This window comes from uncultured Microbacterium sp. (genome assembly GCF_947489255.1).
Lineage (GTDB): Bacteria > Actinomycetota > Actinomycetes > Actinomycetales > Microbacteriaceae > Microbacterium > Microbacterium phycohabitans.
The window spans coordinates 426,689-446,532 of sequence record NZ_CANLCY010000004.1 but is presented as its reverse complement, the minus strand read 5'-3'; the positions used below and the strand labels follow the sequence as shown (position 1 = coordinate 446,532).

Below are 19,844 nucleotides of genomic sequence, written 5' to 3'. Positions count from 1 at the left end.
GCTCGAGAGCCTCCGGATGCCGGGGGTGGCACGTCCCCACCACACCGCGGTCCGTCATCCGCGCGAGGAACTGCTCAGCCCGCGTTCACGCCCCACCAGACGAGGAAGGCCGCGGCGAGCGAGGTCACCCAGCTGACCAGGCTGCCGATGAGGAAGTACTCGGCCCGGTCGCCGTCGTCGCGATCACGCGAGATCTCGGGGAATCGCACGATGCCCTTCGCCGCGAGCACGGCGGCCAGCAGGGTGTAGGCGCCGGCCAGGGTGAGCACGAACACGAGGATGCGCTCGAGAGGGCCGATGAGCCGCCCGCCCTTGAGGGTGGGCGCGGACTCCTCGTCACCGGGCGCCCCGCCCATCTCCGAACGCAGGGCGATGCGCACGACGGCGTTGCCCGACTCGAGCAGGAAGACGAGGCAGCCCACCACCAGCAGCACCACGTCGATCGAGACCGCGTCGCCGGGTCGGTAGGCGGCCCAGGCCGCGCCGATGAGTCCCGGGCGCGCGCGGCCGGGGGCGATCACCACGCACGCGGCAGCCGCCAGCGCCAGCAACGCCACCGGCCAGAGACCCGCGCGCGCCGGTCCCTTCTCGGGGATCACCCGGGTCCAGATCGCAGCGACCGCGACCGCCAGCACCCCGGCGATCACGGCGTCGAGACCGGCCGAGACGACGATGAGCAGCACGGCGGCGACGGCGAACGCGATCCACCGGCGGGAACGGATCATCTGCCGCAGCAGATCGACCCCGCCCACCGCGAGCAGTAGGAGTCCCGCGGCGATCACGCGCGCACCCCCGCGACCAGCACGTCGTACCCCTCGACGATCGCGGCCGAACCGGCCGAGGCGAGCGCCTGCGACACCGCGGATTGGCTGATGCCCTCCTGCTCGGCGAGCTCGCGCTGCGACCGGCCGAGACAACGCCCGAAGGTGAGGCGGCGGGCGCGCTCGCTCATCGCGGAGACGGACTGATCACGACTCAAGGCGTAGGCGGTGGCCAGGGCGATGGTCTCGGTCATGGCGGCATCCTCTCCCTCCGCCAGCTCGATCCACGTGCGCGCGAGCGGCGCGGCGCGCTGCTGGAGGCGCTCGACCTGTTCGATCGCGGCCCGGGCCGCCCACCAGGCCGGCCCCTCGGGCAGCTCCCGCCCCTCGAGCGCGATCGGGCGCACCTCGCCGACGCCGACCCCGAAACGGCAGTCGACACCCTCGGGCAGGGCGAGGCGCAGCAGGAGGAGCGATGCGAGGGCCGTCGACAACGACGGGTACTCCCCCTGCAGCTCGTCGCCGACCACCGCCGTGAGCGGCGCCGTCGCGACCGGCAGCGCATTCTCGACCCCCGCGACGGCGTCGGCGATGGCGCGCTGCGCTCCGGCGCGGTCGGGCAGGCGCCGCGAGGCGACGATATCGGCGATGACGGCGACGCTCATGCGATAAGCCTAACGCTTATAAAACCCGTTTGATAAGCGAAAGACTGATAATTACGCCACGAGGGAACGGGCGGCCGCCTGCGCACGGGTGACCAGCTCTTCGCGTTGCTCACTCACACGCACCGGAGAGGTGCCGCCGACGCCGGTCCGGCTGGCCACCGACCCCTCGATCGTCAGCACCTCGCGCACGGCCGGAGTCAGGGCCGGGGACACCGAGGCCAGCAGTGCGTCATCGGCGTCTTCGAGGCCGATCTCGCGCTCCTCGCACGCGCGGACGAGAGCGCCCGAGATCTCGTGGGCGTCGCGGAAGGCCACGCCCTGGCGCACCAGCCATTCGGCGACGTCGGTCGCGAGCGAGAACCCCTGCGGGGCGAGCTCGGCCATGCGGTCGGCGTGGAAACGCAGCGTCGCGATCATGCCCGAGAACGCGGGGAGCACGAGCTCCAGGGTGCGCACCGAGTCGAAGACGGGCTCCTTGTCTTCCTGCAGGTCGCGGTTGTAGGCCAGCGGCAGGCCCTTCAGGGTCGCGAGCAGGCCCGACAGGTTGCCGATGAGGCGACCCGCCTTGCCGCGCGCGAGCTCGGCGATGTCGGGGTTCTTCTTCTGCGGCATGATGCTCGACCCGGTCGAGTACGCGTCGTCGAGCGTGACGAAGCCGAACTCCCGCGTGTTCCACAGGATGACGTCTTCCGACAGGCGCGAGAGGTCGACGCCGATCATCGCGGTGATGAACGCGAACTCGGCCACGACGTCACGCGATGCGGTGCCGTCGAGCGAATTCTCCGACGGGCGCGCGAGACCCAGGCGATCCGCGACGAGCTGCGGGTCGAGGCCCAGGGTCGCTCCGGCGAGCGCCCCTCCGCCGTAGGGAGAGACCGACGCGCGCACCGACCAGTCGCGCAGGCGCTCGATGCCGCGCACGAAGGCCCAGCCGTAGGCCTGCAGGTGGTGGGCGAGAAGCACGGGCTGAGCGTGCTGCAGGTGCGTTCGTCCGGGCATGATCGCCGAGCCGTTGGCCTCGGCCTGCGCGACGAGGGCGTCGATGAGGCGCAGCAGCTCGCGGGTGAGGGTGCGGGAGTGGTCGAGCAGATAGAGCCGCACGAGGGTGGCGATCTGGTCGTTGCGACTGCGACCGGCGCGCAGCTTGCCGCCGAGGGCGGGTCCGACGGTCTCGATGAGCACCCGCTCGAGAGCGCCGTGCACGTCTTCGTCACCGGGCGATGCGACGAGGGAGCCGTCTTTCACGCGCGCGGCGAGGGCGTCGAGGCCCTCGTGCATCGCCCGCGCCTCATCGGCGTCGAGGTACCCCGCCGCTTCGAGGGCCGCGGTGTGGGCGTGCGACCCCTGGATGTCGTAGAGGGCGAGGTCCCAGTCGAAGTGCGTGGAGCGGCTCAGCGCCGCGAGTTCGGGAGACGGTCCGCCCGAGAAACGGGCGCCCCATAGGGCCCCCTCGTTCGTCGCCTGGCCGGTCTCGCTACTCATCCCCCCAGCCTACCGAGGGCGGCCGACATCCCCCGAGCCGAGCCGCCGTCGCGACGGCGCCGAGGGCTCAGCGCGGCTGCGCCGCCGGGCTCTCGGCATCCCGGCCGACGACCGCCCGAACGACCCGGTCGATGAGGGTCTCGAGCGGCCCCCGCCCGATCACGAGCACCCAGACCGTGCAGAAGACGACGAGACCCGCCACGAGCGGCGTGAACAGCCCCGCCTCGCGGATGCCGTACAGATCCGACGTGTCGCCCAGGAGCGCGAGAGCGACGATCGCCCACACCACCAGCTGGAGCACGTACGCGGTGAGCGGCATCGATCCCACGGCGCGCAGCGGCACCGCCACCCACCGCAGCGGCGTGCGGCACAGCAGCAGACACGCGCCGATGACCGCGATCGCGAACCCGCCCGAGCCGATGACCTCCCACAATCCCGCCGAATGGTCCTCGGCGGTCAGAACGGTCGAGAGGTAGGCGCTGCCCTGCACCGCGGGGGCCGTGAGCAGTGCCGCGCCGTACCCGGCGAGCGCGAGGGCCCCGCCCGCGGTGACGAGCAGGCCTTGGTCGGGCAGCGCCCGCAGATCGAGGCGGCCCACCCCCATGCCCGCCAGCAGGAAGGCGATCCAGGTCGTGAACGGATAGTTCCACCCCACCAGCGCCGCGAGCTCGTCGCCGCCGGGTCCCGCCCAGATCGGCGCCGCGTCGAGGACGGGCTGCACCCACGGCATGACCAGGGCGAAGACCGCGGCCGCCGTGAACAGCCCGCGCGATCGCATGCCGAGGAACGGCAGCGCGAGCACGAACAGCAGCGCATACGCGGGAAGGATGACGTAGACGGGCACGCCGGTCATGACCAGGAGCAGTCCGATGACCCACAGCATCGCCCCGCGCATCGCCAGGCGCGCGGATGCGCGAGGGCGACGCGAGGGAGGCAGAGGACGCGTCCCACCGGTGACCAGGGCGATCGACACCCCCGCTAGCACCGCGAAGAGGATCGATGACCGGCCGTTGACCAGAGTGATCCACGACGCGGGGTCGGGGGTGAGCACCCGCTCGGTGTCGAGCAGGTGCGCGGCCAGCATGCCCAGCACCGCGAGTCCGCGGGCCAGGTCCACGCCGGCCAGCCGGCCCGGCCCGTCGAAACGGGTCCAGAGCCGGCTGGAACGCGAGGTCAGTCCTGGCGCAGAAGCCACACCAGCAACGCCTTCTGGGCGTGGAGACGGTTCTCGGCCTCGTCCCACACGACGCTCTGCGGGCCGTCGATGACCTCGGCGTCGACCTCGTAGCCCCGGTCGGCGGGCAGGCAGTGGATGAAGATCGCGTCGGCGTCGGCACGGGTCATGAGTTCGCTCGTGACCTTGAAGCCGCCGAGGTCGCGGATGCGCGCGATCTTCTCCTCCTCCTTGCCCATCGACACCCACGTGTCGGTGACGACGACGTCGGCCCCGGATGCCGCGGCCTCGGGGTCGGTGAGCAGCGTCACCGATCCGCCGGTCTCGGCGGCGATGCGCTCGGCATCCGCGATCACATCGGCGCGGGGGGCGTAGTCCTCGGGAGCGGCGACGCGCACGTGCATCCCCGCGGTGACGCCGGCGAGCACGTAGGAGTGCGCCATGTTGCTCCGACCGTCACCGAAGAACGACAGGGTGAGACCCTTCAGCTCGCCCTTGTGCTCTCGGATGGTGAGCAGGTCAGCGAGCAGCTGACAGGGGTGGAAGTCGTCGCTGAGGGCGTTGACGACCGGCACGCGGGTTCCGCGCGCCATCTCCTCCAGGCCCGCCTGCGCGTACGTGCGCCACACGATCGCGGCGACCTGACGTTCGAGCACGCGAGCGGTGTCGGAGGGGGTCTCCTTGCCGCCGAGCTGACTGTTGGCGGTCGAGATGATCAGCGGCGAGCCGCCCAGGTCGGCGATTCCGACCGCGAACGACACGCGGGTGCGCGTGGAGGACTTGTCGAAGATGACGGCGACCGTCTGCGGACCCTCGAGCGGCTTCTGCGCCCAGCGGTCCTTCTTCAGCTCGATCGCGAGGTCGAGGATCTCGGCCTGCTCGGCCGGAGTCAGGTCGTCGTCGCGCAGCAGGTGGCGGGTCATGCGGGTACTCCTACGATGAGGGCGTCGTCCACGGTGGCGAGCGCGGCGGCGAGGAGGTCGAGGAACTCGGCGACCTCGGCATCCCCGATCGTCAGTGGCGGCGCGATGCGGATCGTGTCGTCGTTCGCGGCGTTCACCACGAGCCCGTGCTGCTGGGCGGCGGCCACGACGGCCTTGGCGACGGGGCTGGTGAGGCCGATCCCGAGGAGGAGACCCTTTCCGCGCACGCCGGCGACGAGCGGCGAGCCGAGCGCGGCGATGCCCTCGCGCAGCTGCGTCTCGCGCCGAGCGGCGTTGTCGACCAGACCGGCCGATTCGATCTCCTGCAGCACGGCTCCCCCGACGGCGGTGCCCAGGGCGTTGCCGCCGAAGGTCGACCCGTGGGTGCCCGGGAAGAAGAGCTCGCTCGCGGCGCCGAAGGTGATCAGCGCCCCGATCGGGAAGCCGCCGCCGATGCCCTTGGCCACCGTGATGGCGTCGGGGACGATGCCGGAGTGCTGGAAGCCGAACCAGGCACCGGTGCGACCCGCGCCGGTCTGGATCTCGTCGACGATGAGCAGGGCGCCGTGGCGCTCGGTGATCTCCCGCGCCGCCTGGAGGTACCCCTCGGGCAGCTCGACGACACCCGCCTCGCCCTGGATGGGCTCGACGAGAAGGGCGGCGACGCGGTCGTCCATCGCGGCCTCGAGGGCCTCCACCGTCGCGTCGATGTGCTCGACGCCGGGGACCATCGGCAGGAAGTCGGCCTGCAGCGCGGGCTTGCCGGTGAGAGCCAGCGCACCCATCGTGCGCCCGTGGAAGCCGCCCTTGAGGGTCAGGATCCGCGTGCGGTCGGTGCCGCGGCCGTGCAGACGAGCGAGCTTGAGGGCTGCCTCGTTGGCCTCGGCGCCGGAGTTGCCGAAGTACACCCGGCCCGACTCCCCCGTGCCGGCGAGGCGCTTGAGCCGCGCGGCCATGGCCAGCTGGGGCGGCGTGGCGAAGTAGTTGGAGACGTGCGACAGGGTCGAGGCCTGCGCGGTGATCGCCTCGACGAACACCGGGTGGGCGTGACCCAGGGCGTTCACGGCGATCCCGGCGAGGAAATCAAGGTACTTCTTGCCGTCGCCGTCCCACACGTACGCGCCTTCACCGCGCACGAACAGCGCCATACGGTCGCCGAAGCTGCGCACGAGGTCGCGCCCGGCGTCGTCCTGCCAGGCGGCGCGGGGCGTCGCGGGTTCCTGAGTCGTGTCCGCGTTCACGCGACCACCTCCGTTCCGATTCCTTTGTTGGTGAAGAGTTCGACGAGCACCGAGTGCGGGACACGCCCGTCGATGATGGCGGCGGTGGGCACTCCCCCGTCGACGGCGTCGAGGCACGCCTGCATCTTCGGGATCATCCCCGACTCGAGCTTCGGCACCATCGCGCGCAGCTCCGTCGAGGTCAGGTGCGACACCAGCGAGTCGCGGTTGGGCCAGTCGGCGTACAGGCCCGGCACATCGGTCAGCACGACGAGCTTCTTCGCGTTGAGCGCGATCGCCAGGGCCGCCGCCGCGGCATCCGCGTTGACGTTCAGCGACGATCCGGGGTGGTCGAGGTCGGGAGCGATGCTCGAGACGATCGGCACGCGTCCGGCGGCGAGGTGGTCGAGCACCGGCTGCGGGTCGACGGTGACGACGTCGCCCACGCGCCCGAGGTCGTGCTCGACGCCGTCGACCACGACGCCGCGCCGGCGTCCGCCGAACAGGCCGGCGTCCTCTCCGCTCAGGCCCGTCGCGAGCGGTCCGTGCGCGTTGACCTTCGCGACCAGCTGCGGGTTGATCTGACCGGTCAGCACCATGCGCACCACCCCGATCGCCTCGGTCGAGGTCACGCGGTACCCGCCGCGGAACTCGCTGGGGATGTCGAGGCGGTCGAGCATCGACGAGATCTGCGGACCGCCGCCGTGCACGACGACGGGCTTGACCCCGACGTAGCGCAGATACGCGATGTCGGCGGCGAACGCGTTCTGCAGCTCGTCGCTGACCATGGCGTTGCCGCCGTACTTCACCACCACGACCTGGTCGCGGTACTTGCGGACCCACGGCAGCGATTCGACGAGCGTGACCGCCCGCTCGCTGGCTTCGGCGGGATCGGTGTCTTGGAGGTCGACGTGGGTCATGAGGAGTAGGCGCTGTTCTCGTGGACGTAATCGTGCGTGAGGTCGTTGGTGCGGATCGTCGCCGCGGCGTCGCCGACGCGGAGGTCGACGACGAGGTCGGTGGCGCGCGGCGTGAGGTCGACGTCTTCGCGGGGGCGGTCGGGGCCGCCCGCCGTGCACACGCGCACCCCGTTCATCCACACGTCGACGTCGTAGGGGTCGAAGGCGGCGTCGGTCGTGCCGATCGCGGCGAGCACGCGGCCCCAGTTCGGGTCGTTGCCGAAGATCGCGGCCTTGAAGAGGTTGTTGCGGGCGATCGAGCGGCCCACCTCGACGGCGTCGTCCTCGTTCGCGGCGTTGACGACCCGGATGGTGATGTCGTGACTCGCGCCTTCGGCGTCGCCCTGCAGCTGGGCGGCGAGGTCGTCGCACACCGCGGCGAGAGCGGCGGCGAACTCCTCGGCATCCACCCGGATGCCGCTGGCCCCGCTCGACAGCAGCGTCACCTGGTCGTTGGTCGACATGCAGCCGTCGGAGTCGAGGCGGTCGAAGCTCACGCGCGTCGCCGCGCGCAGCGCCGCGTCGGCCTCGGCGGCGTCGAGAACGACGTCGGTGGTCAGCACGACGAGCATGGTCGCAAGACCCGGGGCGAGCATCCCCGCGCCCTTCGCCATGCCGCCGATGCTCCAGCCCGCGCCGCGGTGCGCGGCGCGCTTGGGCTTCGAGTCGGTGGTCATGATGGCGAGCGAGGCGTCCTCTCCGCCATCGGCCGAGAGCGCGGCGACGCCCTTGTCGACGCCGTCGAGCACCTTGGCGCGGAACACCTCGTCGCCCGTGCCGATCAGGCCGGTGGAACACACGACGACGTCGCCCGCCCCCACGCCCAACAGCTCCGCCGCGCGCTCCGCGGTCTGGTGCGTGGTCTGGAACCCGAACGATCCGGTGAAGCAGTTCGCCCCGCCGGAGTTGAGCACGACAGCCTCGACGACGCCGTCCTTCACGACCTGCTCCGACCACAGGATCGGGTTGGCCTTCGCGCGGTTGGAGGTGAACACGGCGGCGCCCACCTTGAGCGGACCGCGGTTCACGACGACGGCGACGTCTCGCGCGCCGGTGGACTTGAGCCCGACGGCGACGCCCGCCGCTTCGAATCCAGAGGGGACCGTCACACTCACGGGGCGACTCCGTTCACGGGAAGGGCGGTGGTCTCGGCGAGGCCCAGCGCGATGTTGAGGGACTGCACGGCGGCTCCCGCCGTGCCCTTGACGAGATTGTCGACCGCGGCCACGACGGTCACGCGGTTCGCCGCGCGATCGATCGCGAGACCCATCGACGCGATGTTGGCGCCGAGCACATCGGCCGTGCGCGGGAACGTGCCCGCGGGCAGCAGTTCGACGAAGGTCTCGTCGGCGTAGGCGCTCTCCCACGCGGCGCGGATCTCGGCATCCGTGGCGCCCTCGACGATCGGCGCGGAGGAGGTGGCCAGGATGCCGCGCGCCATCGGCACGAGCACGGGGGTGAACGACAGGCGGATGCCGTCGCGCGGCGCGCCCGCGGCCGCCAGCGCCTGACGGATCTCGGGGATGTGCCGATGTGTACCGCCGACGGCATATGGATTCGCCGTGCCGAGGATCTCGCTGGCGAGCAGGTTCGTCTTGGCGGACTTCCCGGCGCCGCTCGGACCCACGGCGAGGACCGAGACGATGTCGCCCGGATCGATCACGCCCGCGGCCACGCCCGGCGCGAGCGAGAGCGCGACGGTCGACGCGTTGCAGCCGGGGGCAGCGATCCGCGTGGCCCCGCGGAGGTGCTCGCGCTGCTTCACCCCGTCGACGAGCAGCTCGGGCACGCCGTAGGCCCACGGATCGGGGTGGTCTCCCCCGTAGAACGCCGCCCAGTCCTCCGCCGACGTCAGGCGGTGATCGGCCCCCGCGTCGATGACCAGCGGGGTGCCGGCGAGGGCGTCGGTGTACTGCGCGGACTGCCCGTGCGGCAGGGCGAGCACGACGACGTCGTGACCGGCGAGCACGTCGGGCGTGGTCGGCTGCAGCTCGAGATGCGCGAGCGAGCGCAGGTGCGGTTGATGGGCGACGAGCCGCTGGCCGGCGCTGGAGTGCGCGGTGACCGTGCGGATCTCGACGTCGGGATGGTCGGCGAGGAGGCGGAGGATCTCGCCACCCGCGTAGCCGGAAGCGCCGGAGACGGCGACCGAGAGGGTCATGTATCCACCTTACGAGTCGGGGCTGATGCTGCACGCAGCGTGAAGCGGGGCGGCGACGCCCGTATGCCCGACCGGTGGCGGGTTACGAGGTCGCCGAGAATCGGCGCGCGACCCGACGTCGACGCTCGTCACCGGTGCTCACGAAGAGCTCCTCGGTGCGCGCGACGGTCGACGACATGTGGCGAGGGTATCCGCCGCGGGGCGGACGGGGCAAATCGGGGACTCTGTGGTCCGCCCGGCGGTGCTGACGGGGGCATCGACCGGGCAGCATCTGTCATGTCCCCCAAATGGGGGACAAAAGGGGGATATGCTGTGACCCTGCCCTCATCGCCGGCACTTCCGACTGCCCCCTTTCCGGCGATGAGGGCAGCCCTGCGCCTCCCCGGTCCGCGACCGGGGGAACGACCGGCCCCTCGCCCGGACGCACCGGAGCGCCGCGCGGCGTGAGCCGGGCGGCGCTCCAGGGAGAACGGCCGTCAGTCGCGGATCGCCGCACCGAACCGCTCGGCGGCCACCGCGACGCCGGCGAGCTTGGCATCCGTCGCCTCCGCCGCCGTCAGCGTGCGGTCGGCGGCGCGGAAGCGCAGCGCGAACGTCAGGCTCTTCGTGCCTTCGGCGAGTCCGGGACCGCGGTAGTCGTCGACGAGGCGGGCGCCCTCGAGCAGGGGCGCTCCCCCCTCGACGAGCGCGGCGCGCACCTCTCCCGCCGCGACGTCGAGCGGAACGGTCAACGACACGTCCTGGGTCGCCGCCGGGAATCCCGACAGGGATGCCGCGACCACCCGCGACTGCGCCAGCTCGAGCATCGCGTCGAGGTCGAGCTCGGCCACGAGCACGCGTCCGGGCAGGTCGGCCGCGGCCGACACCGCGGGCAGCAGCTCGCCGACGTAACCGACGTCCTGCCCCGAGGCGAGAACGCGGGCGGTGCGGCCCGGGTGCAGGGCGGCGCGCTGCGCCTGCACGAGCTCGATGTCGAGCCCCGCGGCCGCGGCGAGCACGCGCACCGCGTCGACGGCATCCGCGAGGTCGGCGGCCAGGGCGGGCTGCCCGGGCTGCTTGGCGACGGAGTGCCCGGTCAGCAGGATCGCGACGTGGCGGCGCTGCGGCGGGATCGACGCGTCGAGCGCGGCCAGGGTGGCGGCGTCGGGCCGCACGGCCAGCGGCGGCACCGAGGGCGTGCCGTACTGCACGCCGGGCTTCGGGAGGAACACCGTCCCCGCTTCGAAGAGCGCGAGATCGACGATGCCGCGCGAGACATTGCGGTGCGCCACCTGCAGCAGCGCCGGGATCAACGAGCGGCGCAGGAACGGCGCGAGGCCGTCGAGCGGATTCGCGAGCTTGACGCTGGGCAGCGGGTCTCCGGAGGGCGAGCCGTGCAGCGCGTTCTGCTCCTCGGTGGTGAACGGGAACGACGGCGTCTCGACGAACCCGGCCGCGGCCAGGGCGTTCGCCACGCGACGGCGGCCCTGCTGCGCCGAGGTGAGGCCCCGACCCGAGGGAGGCGTGGGGAGCACGGAGGGGATGCGGTCGTACCCCTCGATGCGGGCGACCTCTTCGGCCAGCGTCCACTTGTCGGTCAGATCGTGACGCCACGACGGCGCCGTCACCACCCACCCGCCGTCGCGCTCGTCGACGGTGCATCCGATCAGCCGGAGAGCGGCGACGGTCTCGTCGTCGGTGTAGTCCACCCCGATCAGCCCCGACACGAATCCGGCGGGCAGGGTGAGGGGCTCACGGCGGTGCGTCGAGGCGAGGGAGCCGCCGAGATCGGTGTCGAGCGTGCCGCCCGCGAGCTCCACCATCAGCGAGGCCACGCGCTCGGCCGCCACGTACGGCACCAGCGGGTCGACTCCGCGCTCGAAGCGGCGCGACGCCTCCGACGGCAGCTTGTGGCGGCGCGCGGTGCGCGCGATCGTGACCTGGTCGAAGGTCGCGGCCTCGATGAGGACGTTGCGCGTCGCATCGCTCATCTCGGTCGGCCCGCCGCCCATGACGCCGGCGAGACCGATCGGCCCCGACTCGTCGGTGATGAGCAGATCCTCGGCGTTCAGGGTGCGTACCTGGCCATCGAGGGTCTCGAGCTTCTCGCCCTGTTCCGCGCGGCGCACGGTGATGCCGCCCTGCAGGCGGTCGAGGTCGTAGCCGTGGATCGGCTGACCGAGCTCGAGCATGACGTAGTTGGTGATGTCGATGAGCACGCCGAGCGAGCGGATGCCGGCCAGCGACAGGCGCGTGATCATCCACGGCGGCGTCGGGCGTGACGGATCGACGTCGCGCACGATCCGCGCGACGAACTCGCTCGCCCCGGCGCGGCCGCGGATGGGCGCGCGGTCGTCGACGGCGATCGGGAAGCCCGAGGGCGTGCGCGAGACGGCCGCGTCGTGGCCCGTGCCGGGATCGCGGAACGCCGCGCCCGTCGCGTGCGAGTACTCGCGCGCCACCCCGCGCAGCGACAGGGCGTAGCCGCGGTCGGGGGTGACGTTGATCTCGACGGCGACGTCGTCGAGGCCGAGCAGCGCGATGGCATCCGTGCCCACCGGCGCATCGATCCCGAGGTCGACCAGACGCAGGATGCCGCTGTGCTCGCTGCCGAGGCCGAGCTCCTTGGCCGAGGCGATCATGCCGTCGGACACGTGGCCGTAGGTCTTGCGCGCCGCGATCGGGAAGGGACCGGGCAGCACCGAACCCGGCAGGGTCACCACGACCTTGTCGCCGGGGAAGAAGTTGCCCGCGCCGCACACGATGCCGCGCACGCCCCCGTGCGCCTCTCCCACGTCGACCTGGCACCAGCGGATCGTCTTGCCGTTGGACTGCGGCTCGGGGGTGAACTCGACGACCTGACCGACGACGATCGGGCCCGACAGCTCGAAGCGGTGCACGTCTTCTTCTTCGAAGCCGACCGACACGAGCGCCGCGAGGACGTCGTCGGGCGTGGCCTCGGCGGGCACGTCGACGTACTCGCGCAACCAGGAGAGCGGGACGCGCATCAGACCACCATTCCGAACTGCTCGCTGAAGCGCACATCGCCCTCGGCCATGTCGCGCATGTCTTGCACGTCGCTGCGGAACATGAGCGTGCGCTCGATGCCCATGCCGAAGGCGAAGCCCGAGTACTCCTCGGGATCGATGCCCGCGGCGCGCAGGACGTTGGGGTTCACCATCCCGCAGCCGCCCCACTCGATCCATCGCGCCCCGCCCTTGAAGGTGGGGTGCCACAGGTCGAGCTCGGCGCTCGGCTCGGTGAAAGGGAAGAAGTTGGCGCGGAAGCGCGTCTTGGCCTCGGGTCCGAACAGCACGCGCGCGGCGTGGTCGAGGGTGCCCTTGAGGTGGGCCATGGTGATGCCCTTGTCGACGACGAGCCCCTCGAACTGCGTGAACACCGGCAGGTGCGTCGCGTCGAACTCGTCGGTGCGGTACACCCGGCCCGGGCACAGCACGTAGATCGGCAGTTCGCGCTCGAGCATCGACCGCACCTGCACGGGGCTGGTGTGCGTGCGCAGCACGAGGTGGCGGGCCACCGGGTCGACGAAGAAGGTGTCCTGCATCTGTCGGGCCGGGTGGTCGACGTCGAAGTTCAGGGCGTCGAAGTTGAACCACTCGTGCTCGAGCTCCGGCCCCTCGGCGATCTCCCATCCCATGCCGACAAAGATGTCGGACACCTGCTCTTGCAGCAGCGAGATCGGATGCCGCGCCCCGACGCGCGCGCGCTGTGGAAGCGCCGTGACGTCGATGCGTTCGGCCTCGAGCTGAGCAGCCGTCTCGGCCTCGGCCAGCTCGGTCTCACGGGCGGCGAGCGCCTGGTTGACCTGCCCGCGCGCCTGGCCGACGAGCTTGCCGACCGCGGCCTTCTGGTCGGGGGCCACGTGGCGCATCTGGGCGTTCAGGCGCGCGAGGGGGGATTGCTCCCCGGTGTGAGCTGCGCGGGCGGCTTTCAGGTCGGCCGTGGTCGCGGCCGCCGCGATAGCCGCGAGGGCGGCATCCACGGCGGAGGCGACGGCCTCGGGGGTGATCTCGGGAGCGTCGGACACGAGATGAGAGTCTACCGACGGGCGGGGACACTCCCCCGCCCGTCGGCCGTTCAGATGCTGGTCGCGTCGTGCTTGCCGAGCCCGCGCTGGGCCACGATGAGCGAGGTGTCGGTCGTCCCCTGCGCCAGCGGCGGCACCGGACCCGCGACGGCACCGCGCGGCGAACGGCGCAGGCGCTTCTCCACGACGGTCGCCACGAGCGAGAGCAGCAGGCACAGCGCGATGTAGATCGCACCGACCACGATGGTCGCGGGGATGATGGGCGAGCCGACGGTCGGCTGGGCACCGATGTACTTGGCGTAGAACAGCAACTCGGGGTAGGTGATGATGAACCCGAGCGCCGTGTCCTTGAGCGTGACGACGAGCTGCGCGATGATCACCGGCATCATTGCCCGGATCGCCTGCGGCAGCAGCACGAGGCGCATGACCCCGGCCTTGCGCAAGCCGATCGCGTAGCCGGCTTCGGCCTGACCGCTGGGCAGCGACTCGACACCGGCGCGGATGACCTCCGCGAGCACGGAGCCGTTGTAGCAGACCAGGGCGATCACGACGGCCCAGTACGGCTCCATGCGGATGCCGATGACGGGGAAGCCGTAGTACAGCAGGAACATGAACACCAGCACCGGGATGGCGCGGAACACCTCGATGACCGCCGTGAACGGCCAGCGCACCCAGGCGTGATCGGAGAGGCGCCCGATCGCGAGCACGAAGCCGAGGGCGAGAGCCCCGACGGCGGCCACCACGAAGGCGGCGATCGTGCGGAGAGTGGCCTCGCCGATCTGCACCCACACGTTGGTGTAGGTGAAGGCCGACCACTTCTTGGCCGTGAACTGACCGGTGTCGGCGAGACGCCAGACGAAGAAGCCCAGGATCGCCAGCACGACGAGGACCGTGAGGACGCCGAGGATGCGGTTGCGGATGATGGCCTTCGGGCCGGGGACGTCGTACAGGACGCTGCTCATCGTGCGACCCTCCATCGGTTCTCGAGCGTTCGCTGCAGCCACGACAGCAGCAGCACCAGCGCCACGAAGACGACCATCACCCACAGGATGACGATGAACGCGTTCTCACCGCGCTCGCTGAGGTAGTTGCGCACCGAGCCCAGGTTGATGATCGAGAAGCCGGCGGCGACGGTGGTGTTCTTCAGCAGGGCGATCAGCACGCTCATCATCGGCGGGATGACCGAACGGAACGCCTGCGGCAGGACCACGAGCGTCATCACCTGCCCGAAACCCAGGCCGAGAGCACGGGCGGCCTCGGCCTGGCCCACCGGGACCGTGTTGACGCCGGAGCGGATGGCCTCGGCGACGTAGGTGGCGGTGTAGATGCCGAGCGCGCAGATGCCGAGGGTCAGCGAGACGTCACCGGTGAGCCGCAGGCCCAGCAGCGGAGGCAGGGCGAAGACGAAGGCGAAGAACACCAGGGTCAGCGGGGTGTTGCGGATGACGCTGACGTAGAAAGTGCCCACGCCGCGCGCGATCGGCACCGGGGAGACGCGCATCGCGCCGACGATGATGCCCAGCACGAGCGCGAGGGCTCCGCCGGCGAAGAACAGCACCAGCGTGCCGACGAGCGCCTGGCTCCAGATGTCGAGGTTGTCGGTGATGACACCCATGCGTGGTCCTTAGATCGGAGAACGGGATTCGGGGGCGGCGCGATCGCGCCGCCCCCGAACGGATCACTCGTCGGCGGTGGGCTGCTCGCCCTTGATGCCGGAGGGAGCGAGGTTCTTGTCGAACAGGGCCGTCCAGACGTCGCCACCGTCGTTGAAGAGGGTGTTGATGTGGTCCTTCAGGACCGTGTCGCCCTTGGGCAGGCCGACGCCGTAGCGCTCCTCGCTGAAGGTGTCTCCGGCGATCTTGAACGCTTCGGGCTCCTGCGCCACGTACCCGGCGAGGATCGCCTGATCGGTGGTCACCGCGTCGACCGAGCCGGCGCGCAGCTGCTCGAGGCACTGCGTGTAGGTGTCGTACTCGACGGTGTCGCCCGGGGAGTACTCGTCGCGGATGCGCTGCAGCGGGGTCGAGCCGGTCACCGAGCAGACGATCTTGCCGGCGAGGTCGTCGGGACCGCTGATGTCCTCGTTGTCGGCGGCGACGAGCAGGCCCTGACCGGTGATCAGGTAGGGACCGGCGAAGTCGATCGACTCCTTGCGCTTGTCGGTGATCGAGTAGGTGCCGACGTAGTAGTCGATGTTGCCGTTCACGAGCTCCTGCTCGCGGTTGGCCGAGGGGATCGTCTTGTACTCGATCTTGTCGGCGTCGAAGCCGAGGGACGCCGCGATCCACTGGGCGATCTCGACGTCGAAACCGCCGCGCTCGTTGCTGACCGGATCCTTGAAGCCCAGGCCGGGCTGGTCTTCCTTGACGCCGACGACGACCTTGTCGGCCGAGACCATGCGCTCGTAGGTGGGGCTGCCGTCGAGCGAGACGTCGGAGGCGACCTCCCACAGCTGCGTGGTGTCGGTGCCGTCGCCCTCGGCGGGAGCGGCGCCGGGGGTGCCGCTGTTGCAGGCCGTCAGGGCCAGCAGGCCGGCGGCGACGATGCTCGCGCCGGCGAGAAAACGTGTCTTACGCATGTGATGTCTCCTTGGTTACGTGTGCTGTGCGGATGAGGGTCGATGACGACGGCGCGCGAGAAGGACCGGGGGGAACGGTCGAGATGCGGTCGGCGGGAGAACCTCCTCGTTCATCGCCGTCGAAGAGGAGCGTCAGTGGGTGATGAGCTTCGAGAGGAAGTCCTTCGCCCGGTCGGACTCGGGGTGGGTGAAGAACTGCTCCGGGGCCGCCTGCTCCACGATCTGGCCGTCGGCCATGAAGACGACGCGGTTGGCGGCCTTCCGAGCGAAGCCCATCTCGTGCGTGACGACGATCATCGTCATCCCGTCTGCGGCGAGGCCGACCATCACGTCGAGGACCTCGTTGATCATCTCGGGGTCGAGGGCGGAGGTCGGCTCGTCGAAGAGCATGACCTTCGGCTTCATGGCCAGGGCCCGTGCGATCGCGACACGCTGCTGCTGGCCGCCCGAGAGCTGGGCCGGGAGCTTGTCGGCCTGGTGCCCGACGCCCACGCGGTTCAGGAGAGCGCGCGCCTCCTTCTCGGCATCCGCCTTCTTGAGCTTGCGGACCTTGATCGGCCCGAGGGTGACGTTCTCGAGGATCGTCAGGTGCGCGAAGAGGTTGAACGACTGGAACACCATGCCGACGTCGGCACGCAGCTCGGCCAGGCCCTTCCCCTCTTTGGGAAGCTCCTTGCCGTCGATGGTGATCGAGCCGCTCGTGATGGTCTCGAGACGGTTGATGGTGCGGCAGAGCGTGGACTTCCCCGACCCCGAGGGGCCGATCACCACGACGACCTCGCCGCGGTCGACGGTCAGGTCGATGTCTTTCAGGGCCTGGAACTGGCCGTAGTGCTTCTGCACATCGGACACGACGACCAGGGGCTCGGAACTCGCCGGGGGAACGGATGCCATGCCTTCACCCTATGAGGATGTTGTGCAAGCGACCACATTCCTGAGCGCGCCTTAACCGTTCTGTAACAGCCGGGGTCGCGGCGGGGCGCCGCCTGGATCAGCGCGCCCGCTGGGCGAACGCGGTCTCGTACAGGCAGACGCTGGCCGCGGTCGCGAGGTTCAACGACTCCGCGCGACCGTAGATCGGCAGGCGCAGGGCAAGGTCGGCGTGCGCCAGCGCGTCGCCGTCGAGACCCCGCGCCTCGTTGCCGAACAGCCACGCTGTCGGCTCGGCGAGACGGTCGCGGGATGCCAGGAAGTCATCGCCGTCGACATCGGCCGCGACGACGCGCAGCCCCGCCTCGTGCATGCGGGCGACGACGTCGGCGAGCTCGAGGTCGACGGCCACCGGGACGTGGAACAACGACCCCGTCGTGGAACGGACGACCTTGGGGTTGTAGGGGTCGACGGTGCGGCCGGTGAGGATGACGGCGTCGGCGCCGGCGGCGTCGGCGGCGCGGATGATCGTGCCGAGGTTGCCGGGATCGCGCACCTCCTCGCAGATCGCGACGAGGCGGGGGCCGGCCGCGAGCACGTCCTTCAACGCCGTGGGCGACTGGCGGGCGACCGCGACGATGCCCTGGGGCGTGACCGTGTCGGCCATGGCATCCAGCACCGCTTCGGTCGTGTACTGCACCTCGACGTCAGCGCGCTCCGCCGCTTCTCGCACGTCGGGGTGCTTCTCCATCGCGGTGGGCGTCGCGTACAGCTCGAGCACCGTCTCGGGCGCGTAGGCGAGCGCCTCTCGCGCGGCCTGCGGTCCCTCGAGCAGGAACAGACCGGTCTCCTGACGGGCAGCGCGTTTGCTGAGCTTGGCCACGGCGCGCACCCGCGGCGAACGGGGGTTCTCCAGCACGTGACCAGTGTATGGCGCTGGCGGCATGAGGCCCGGGATGCCGCGCGTGGACGACGAAACGGGCGCCCTCCGAGGAGGACGCCCGTTTCGGGGAAGACGAGTCTCAGACGGTCTTCGGAGCGTTGACGTCGCTGGGCAGCGCAGCCTTGGCGGTCTGCACGAGCGAGGCGAACACAGCGGGCTCGTTGACCGCGAGCTCGGCGAGCATGCGGCGGTCGACCTGCACACCCGCGAGGCCGAGGCCCTGGATGAAGCGGTTGTACGTGAGGCCGTTCTGACGCGACGCCGCGTTGATGCGCTGGATCCACAGGCGGCGGAAGTCGCCCTTGCGCTTGCGACGGTCACGGTACGCGTAGACCAGGGAGTGGGTGACCTGCTCCTTGGCCTTGCGGTACAGGCGCGAACGCTGTCCGCGGTAACCGGAGGCGCGCTCGAGGATGACGCGACGCTTCTTGTGGGCGTTTACTGCCCGCTTGACTCTAGCCATTTCTGTTTCTTCCTAACGTGCGTCGGCGCTCAGAGACCGAGGAGCTTCTTGGCGACCTTCGAGTCACCCTTGGCCAGGACCTGCTCCTGGTTCAGGCGGCGGGTGCGCTTCGAGGCCTTGCCTTCGAGGTTGTGGCGCATACCGGCCTGCTGCTTCATGAGCTTGCCGCTACCGGTGAGCTTGAAGCGCTTCTTGGCACCCGAGTGGGTCTTCTGCTTCGGCATCTGTCTTCCTTCGTTGGTGTTCCCGGCGGAGCGGGAGTCTGGGGGCTTTACTCGGCGGGGGCCGAGGTCGGCGTTTCTTCCGAGGCCGAGTCGCCACGGGCTGCGCTGCGCGCCGCCTCGCGGTTCGCCGCGCGCTGCGCGTTCTGCTCGGTCTTGACCTCGGACTTGTTCTTGTGAGGAGCGACCACCATCACCATGTTGCGGCCGTCGATCGTGGGGTTCGACTCGACCGTGCCGAACTCGGCGACGTCTTCGGCGAACTTGCGGAGCAGGCGCACACCCTGCTCGGGACGCGACTGCTCACGACCACGGAACAGGATCATGGCCTTCACCTTGTCGCCCGCCTGGAGGAAGCCCTCGGCGCGCTTGAGCTTGGTGATGTAGTCGTGGGCCTCGATCTTCAGACGGAACCGGACCTCTTTCAGGACCGTGTTCGCCTGGTTACGACGCGTTTCCTTGGCCTTCTGAGCGGCCTCGTACTTGAACTTGCCGTAATCCATGATCTTGACCACGGGCGGCTTCGAGCTCGGCGCAACCTCGACCAGGTCGAGGTCCGCTTCCTGGGCCAGGCGCAGCGCAGCTTCGATTCGGACGATGCCGACCTGCTCGCCGTTGGGTCCGACGAGACGGACCTCCGGGACTCGGATGCGCTCGTTGGTGCGGGGATCGCTGATGCGGAACTCCTCTTGTGTGCGGGTGGTGGCCGCCGCGATCCGATCGAATCGCGGGCGAAGAGGAGTACACACGCCACCCGGCACGGTGCTGTCAGCACCGGCTTCTGCACCCAGACGACCCCGTGCGAAACGGAGCGGAGTGCGGGAACCCGGTAGCCTGGAGCGGCAAGCGCGGGTGGGATGTGATCCTCTTTCGTACGGAGTGAAACACTCCGAAGCCCGCCATAGTCTAGCAGAGAGATTCACGTGGACACGATCCCCTCCGACCAGCCCTCCGACGACCAGGCCGCGCACCGTCACGGCGGAGAAGACGAGCGGCTCGCCCGCTGGGAAGAGCAGGAGCGCGCCTCGGCCTCCGCGACGCGCGACATCGCCGACGTCCCCGCCGTCGAGGTGATCACCACCGCCGCCGTCCACCTCATGAGCGCCGCCGCCGTCAAGACGGGTCTGGCCGACAACCCCGCCGAGCAGCTCGACCTCGACGAGGCCCGCAAGCTCATCAACTCCCTCGCGGGCCTCATCACGGCCGGCGCTCCGGAGATCAGCGACATGCACGCCCGGTCGCTGCGCGACGGGCTGCGCTCGTTGCAGCTCGCGTTCCGCGAGGCATCCGTCATCCCCGACCCGATCGGTAAGGGGCCGGGCGAGAAGTGGACGGGTCCTGTCACGTAGGTCGTTCGTTCTGGGGTACCGGCTACGGGGTGCCCCTCTTCGGAGGCA

General features: G+C 70.6%; 20 protein-coding genes. 1 reads left to right on the top strand and 19 read right to left on the bottom strand.

Annotated features, from left to right (window positions below; translation table 11 throughout):
- Positions 1–74 precede the first annotated feature (74 nt).
- The 19 genes from Q0818_RS12495 to infC all read right to left on the bottom strand — a co-directional run bounded on the left by Q0818_RS12495 (position 75) and on the right by infC (position 19,196).
- A complete protein-coding gene (locus Q0818_RS12495; protein WP_298875281.1) occupies positions 75–782 on the bottom strand; it encodes a hypothetical protein in 708 nt (235 codons plus the stop codon).
- Positions 779–1,426, bottom strand: a complete 648-nt coding sequence (locus Q0818_RS12490; RefSeq protein WP_298875279.1) for a SatD family protein — start codon at positions 1,424–1,426, stop codon at positions 779–781. The genes Q0818_RS12495 and Q0818_RS12490 overlap by 4 nt, the downstream gene beginning before the upstream one ends.
- A 51-nt stretch (positions 1,427–1,477) precedes the next feature.
- The gene (argH, locus tag Q0818_RS12485; RefSeq protein WP_298875276.1) at positions 1,478–2,908 is read right to left on the bottom strand and encodes an argininosuccinate lyase; all 1,431 of its coding nucleotides are present in this window, start codon (positions 2,906–2,908) and stop codon (positions 1,478–1,480) included.
- Between the two features lie 67 nt (positions 2,909–2,975).
- Positions 2,976–4,025, bottom strand: a complete 1,050-nt coding sequence (locus Q0818_RS12480; protein WP_298875273.1) for a heparan-alpha-glucosaminide N-acetyltransferase domain-containing protein — start codon at positions 4,023–4,025, stop codon at positions 2,976–2,978.
- A 56-nt stretch (positions 4,026–4,081) separates the two neighbouring features.
- A complete protein-coding gene (gene argF / locus Q0818_RS12475; RefSeq protein ID WP_298875270.1) occupies positions 4,082–5,005 on the bottom strand; it encodes an ornithine carbamoyltransferase in 924 nt (307 codons plus the stop codon).
- The gene (locus tag Q0818_RS12470) at positions 5,002–6,153 is read right to left on the bottom strand and encodes an acetylornithine transaminase (RefSeq protein ID WP_298875774.1); all 1,152 of its coding nucleotides are present in this window, start codon (positions 6,151–6,153) and stop codon (positions 5,002–5,004) included. Before Q0818_RS12470 ends, argF begins: the two co-directional genes overlap by 4 nt.
- 89 nt (positions 6,154–6,242) lie before the next feature.
- A complete protein-coding gene (argB, locus tag Q0818_RS12465; RefSeq protein ID WP_298875267.1) occupies positions 6,243–7,145 on the bottom strand; it encodes an acetylglutamate kinase in 903 nt (300 codons plus the stop codon).
- A complete protein-coding gene (gene argJ / locus Q0818_RS12460) occupies positions 7,142–8,299 on the bottom strand; it encodes a bifunctional glutamate N-acetyltransferase/amino-acid acetyltransferase ArgJ (RefSeq protein ID WP_298875264.1) in 1,158 nt (385 codons plus the stop codon). The genes argB and argJ overlap by 4 nt, the downstream gene beginning before the upstream one ends.
- Entirely contained in the window at positions 8,296–9,345 is a 1,050-nt protein-coding gene (gene argC / locus Q0818_RS12455; RefSeq protein WP_298875261.1) for an N-acetyl-gamma-glutamyl-phosphate reductase, read from the bottom strand. Before argC ends, argJ begins: the two co-directional genes overlap by 4 nt.
- Before the next feature lie 476 nt (positions 9,346–9,821).
- Positions 9,822–12,332: a phenylalanine--tRNA ligase subunit beta gene (gene pheT / locus Q0818_RS12450; protein WP_298875256.1), complete on the bottom strand. Its 2,511-nt coding sequence runs from the start codon at positions 12,330–12,332 to the stop codon at positions 9,822–9,824.
- Positions 12,332–13,372, bottom strand: a complete 1,041-nt coding sequence (gene pheS, locus Q0818_RS12445; protein ID WP_298875253.1) for a phenylalanine--tRNA ligase subunit alpha — start codon at positions 13,370–13,372, stop codon at positions 12,332–12,334. Before pheS ends, pheT begins: the two co-directional genes overlap by 1 nt.
- A 50-nt stretch (positions 13,373–13,422) precedes the next feature.
- Positions 13,423–14,334, bottom strand: coding sequence for an amino acid ABC transporter permease (locus Q0818_RS12440; RefSeq protein WP_298875250.1), 912 nt, complete (start codon positions 14,332–14,334; stop codon positions 13,423–13,425).
- Entirely contained in the window at positions 14,331–14,987 is a 657-nt protein-coding gene (locus tag Q0818_RS12435; protein ID WP_298875247.1) for an amino acid ABC transporter permease, read from the bottom strand. The genes Q0818_RS12440 and Q0818_RS12435 overlap by 4 nt, the downstream gene beginning before the upstream one ends.
- 63 nt (positions 14,988–15,050) lie before the next feature.
- Positions 15,051–15,950 carry a glutamate ABC transporter substrate-binding protein gene (locus Q0818_RS12430; protein ID WP_298875244.1) on the bottom strand — a complete coding sequence of 300 codons (900 nt, stop codon included), beginning with the start codon at positions 15,948–15,950 and terminating at the stop codon, positions 15,051–15,053.
- A 132-nt stretch (positions 15,951–16,082) separates the two neighbouring features.
- On the bottom strand, positions 16,083–16,811 hold the full coding sequence (locus tag Q0818_RS12425) for an amino acid ABC transporter ATP-binding protein (protein ID WP_298875772.1): 729 nt from the start codon (positions 16,809–16,811) through the stop codon (positions 16,083–16,085).
- Between the two features lie 130 nt (positions 16,812–16,941).
- Complete coding sequence (locus Q0818_RS12420; protein WP_298875241.1) at positions 16,942–17,739, bottom strand: RNA methyltransferase; 798 nt, start codon at positions 17,737–17,739, stop codon at positions 16,942–16,944.
- A 103-nt stretch (positions 17,740–17,842) separates the two neighbouring features.
- Positions 17,843–18,226 (bottom strand): 50S ribosomal protein L20, encoded by a 384-nt coding sequence (gene rplT / locus Q0818_RS12415; protein ID WP_298875239.1) that lies wholly within the window; start codon positions 18,224–18,226, stop codon positions 17,843–17,845.
- Between the two features lie 29 nt (positions 18,227–18,255).
- Entirely contained in the window at positions 18,256–18,450 is a 195-nt protein-coding gene (gene rpmI / locus Q0818_RS12410; protein ID WP_013583375.1) for a 50S ribosomal protein L35, read from the bottom strand.
- Positions 18,451–18,497: 47 nt separating this feature from the next.
- Positions 18,498–19,196, bottom strand: coding sequence for a translation initiation factor IF-3 (gene infC / locus Q0818_RS12405; RefSeq protein WP_298875236.1), 699 nt, complete (start codon positions 19,194–19,196; stop codon positions 18,498–18,500).
- A 183-nt stretch (positions 19,197–19,379) separates the two neighbouring features.
- Between infC and Q0818_RS12400 the strand changes: the two genes are divergently transcribed.
- Positions 19,380–19,796, top strand: a complete 417-nt coding sequence (locus Q0818_RS12400; protein WP_298875770.1) for a DUF1844 domain-containing protein — start codon at positions 19,380–19,382, stop codon at positions 19,794–19,796.
- The last annotated feature ends 48 nt before the right edge of the window (positions 19,797–19,844 follow it).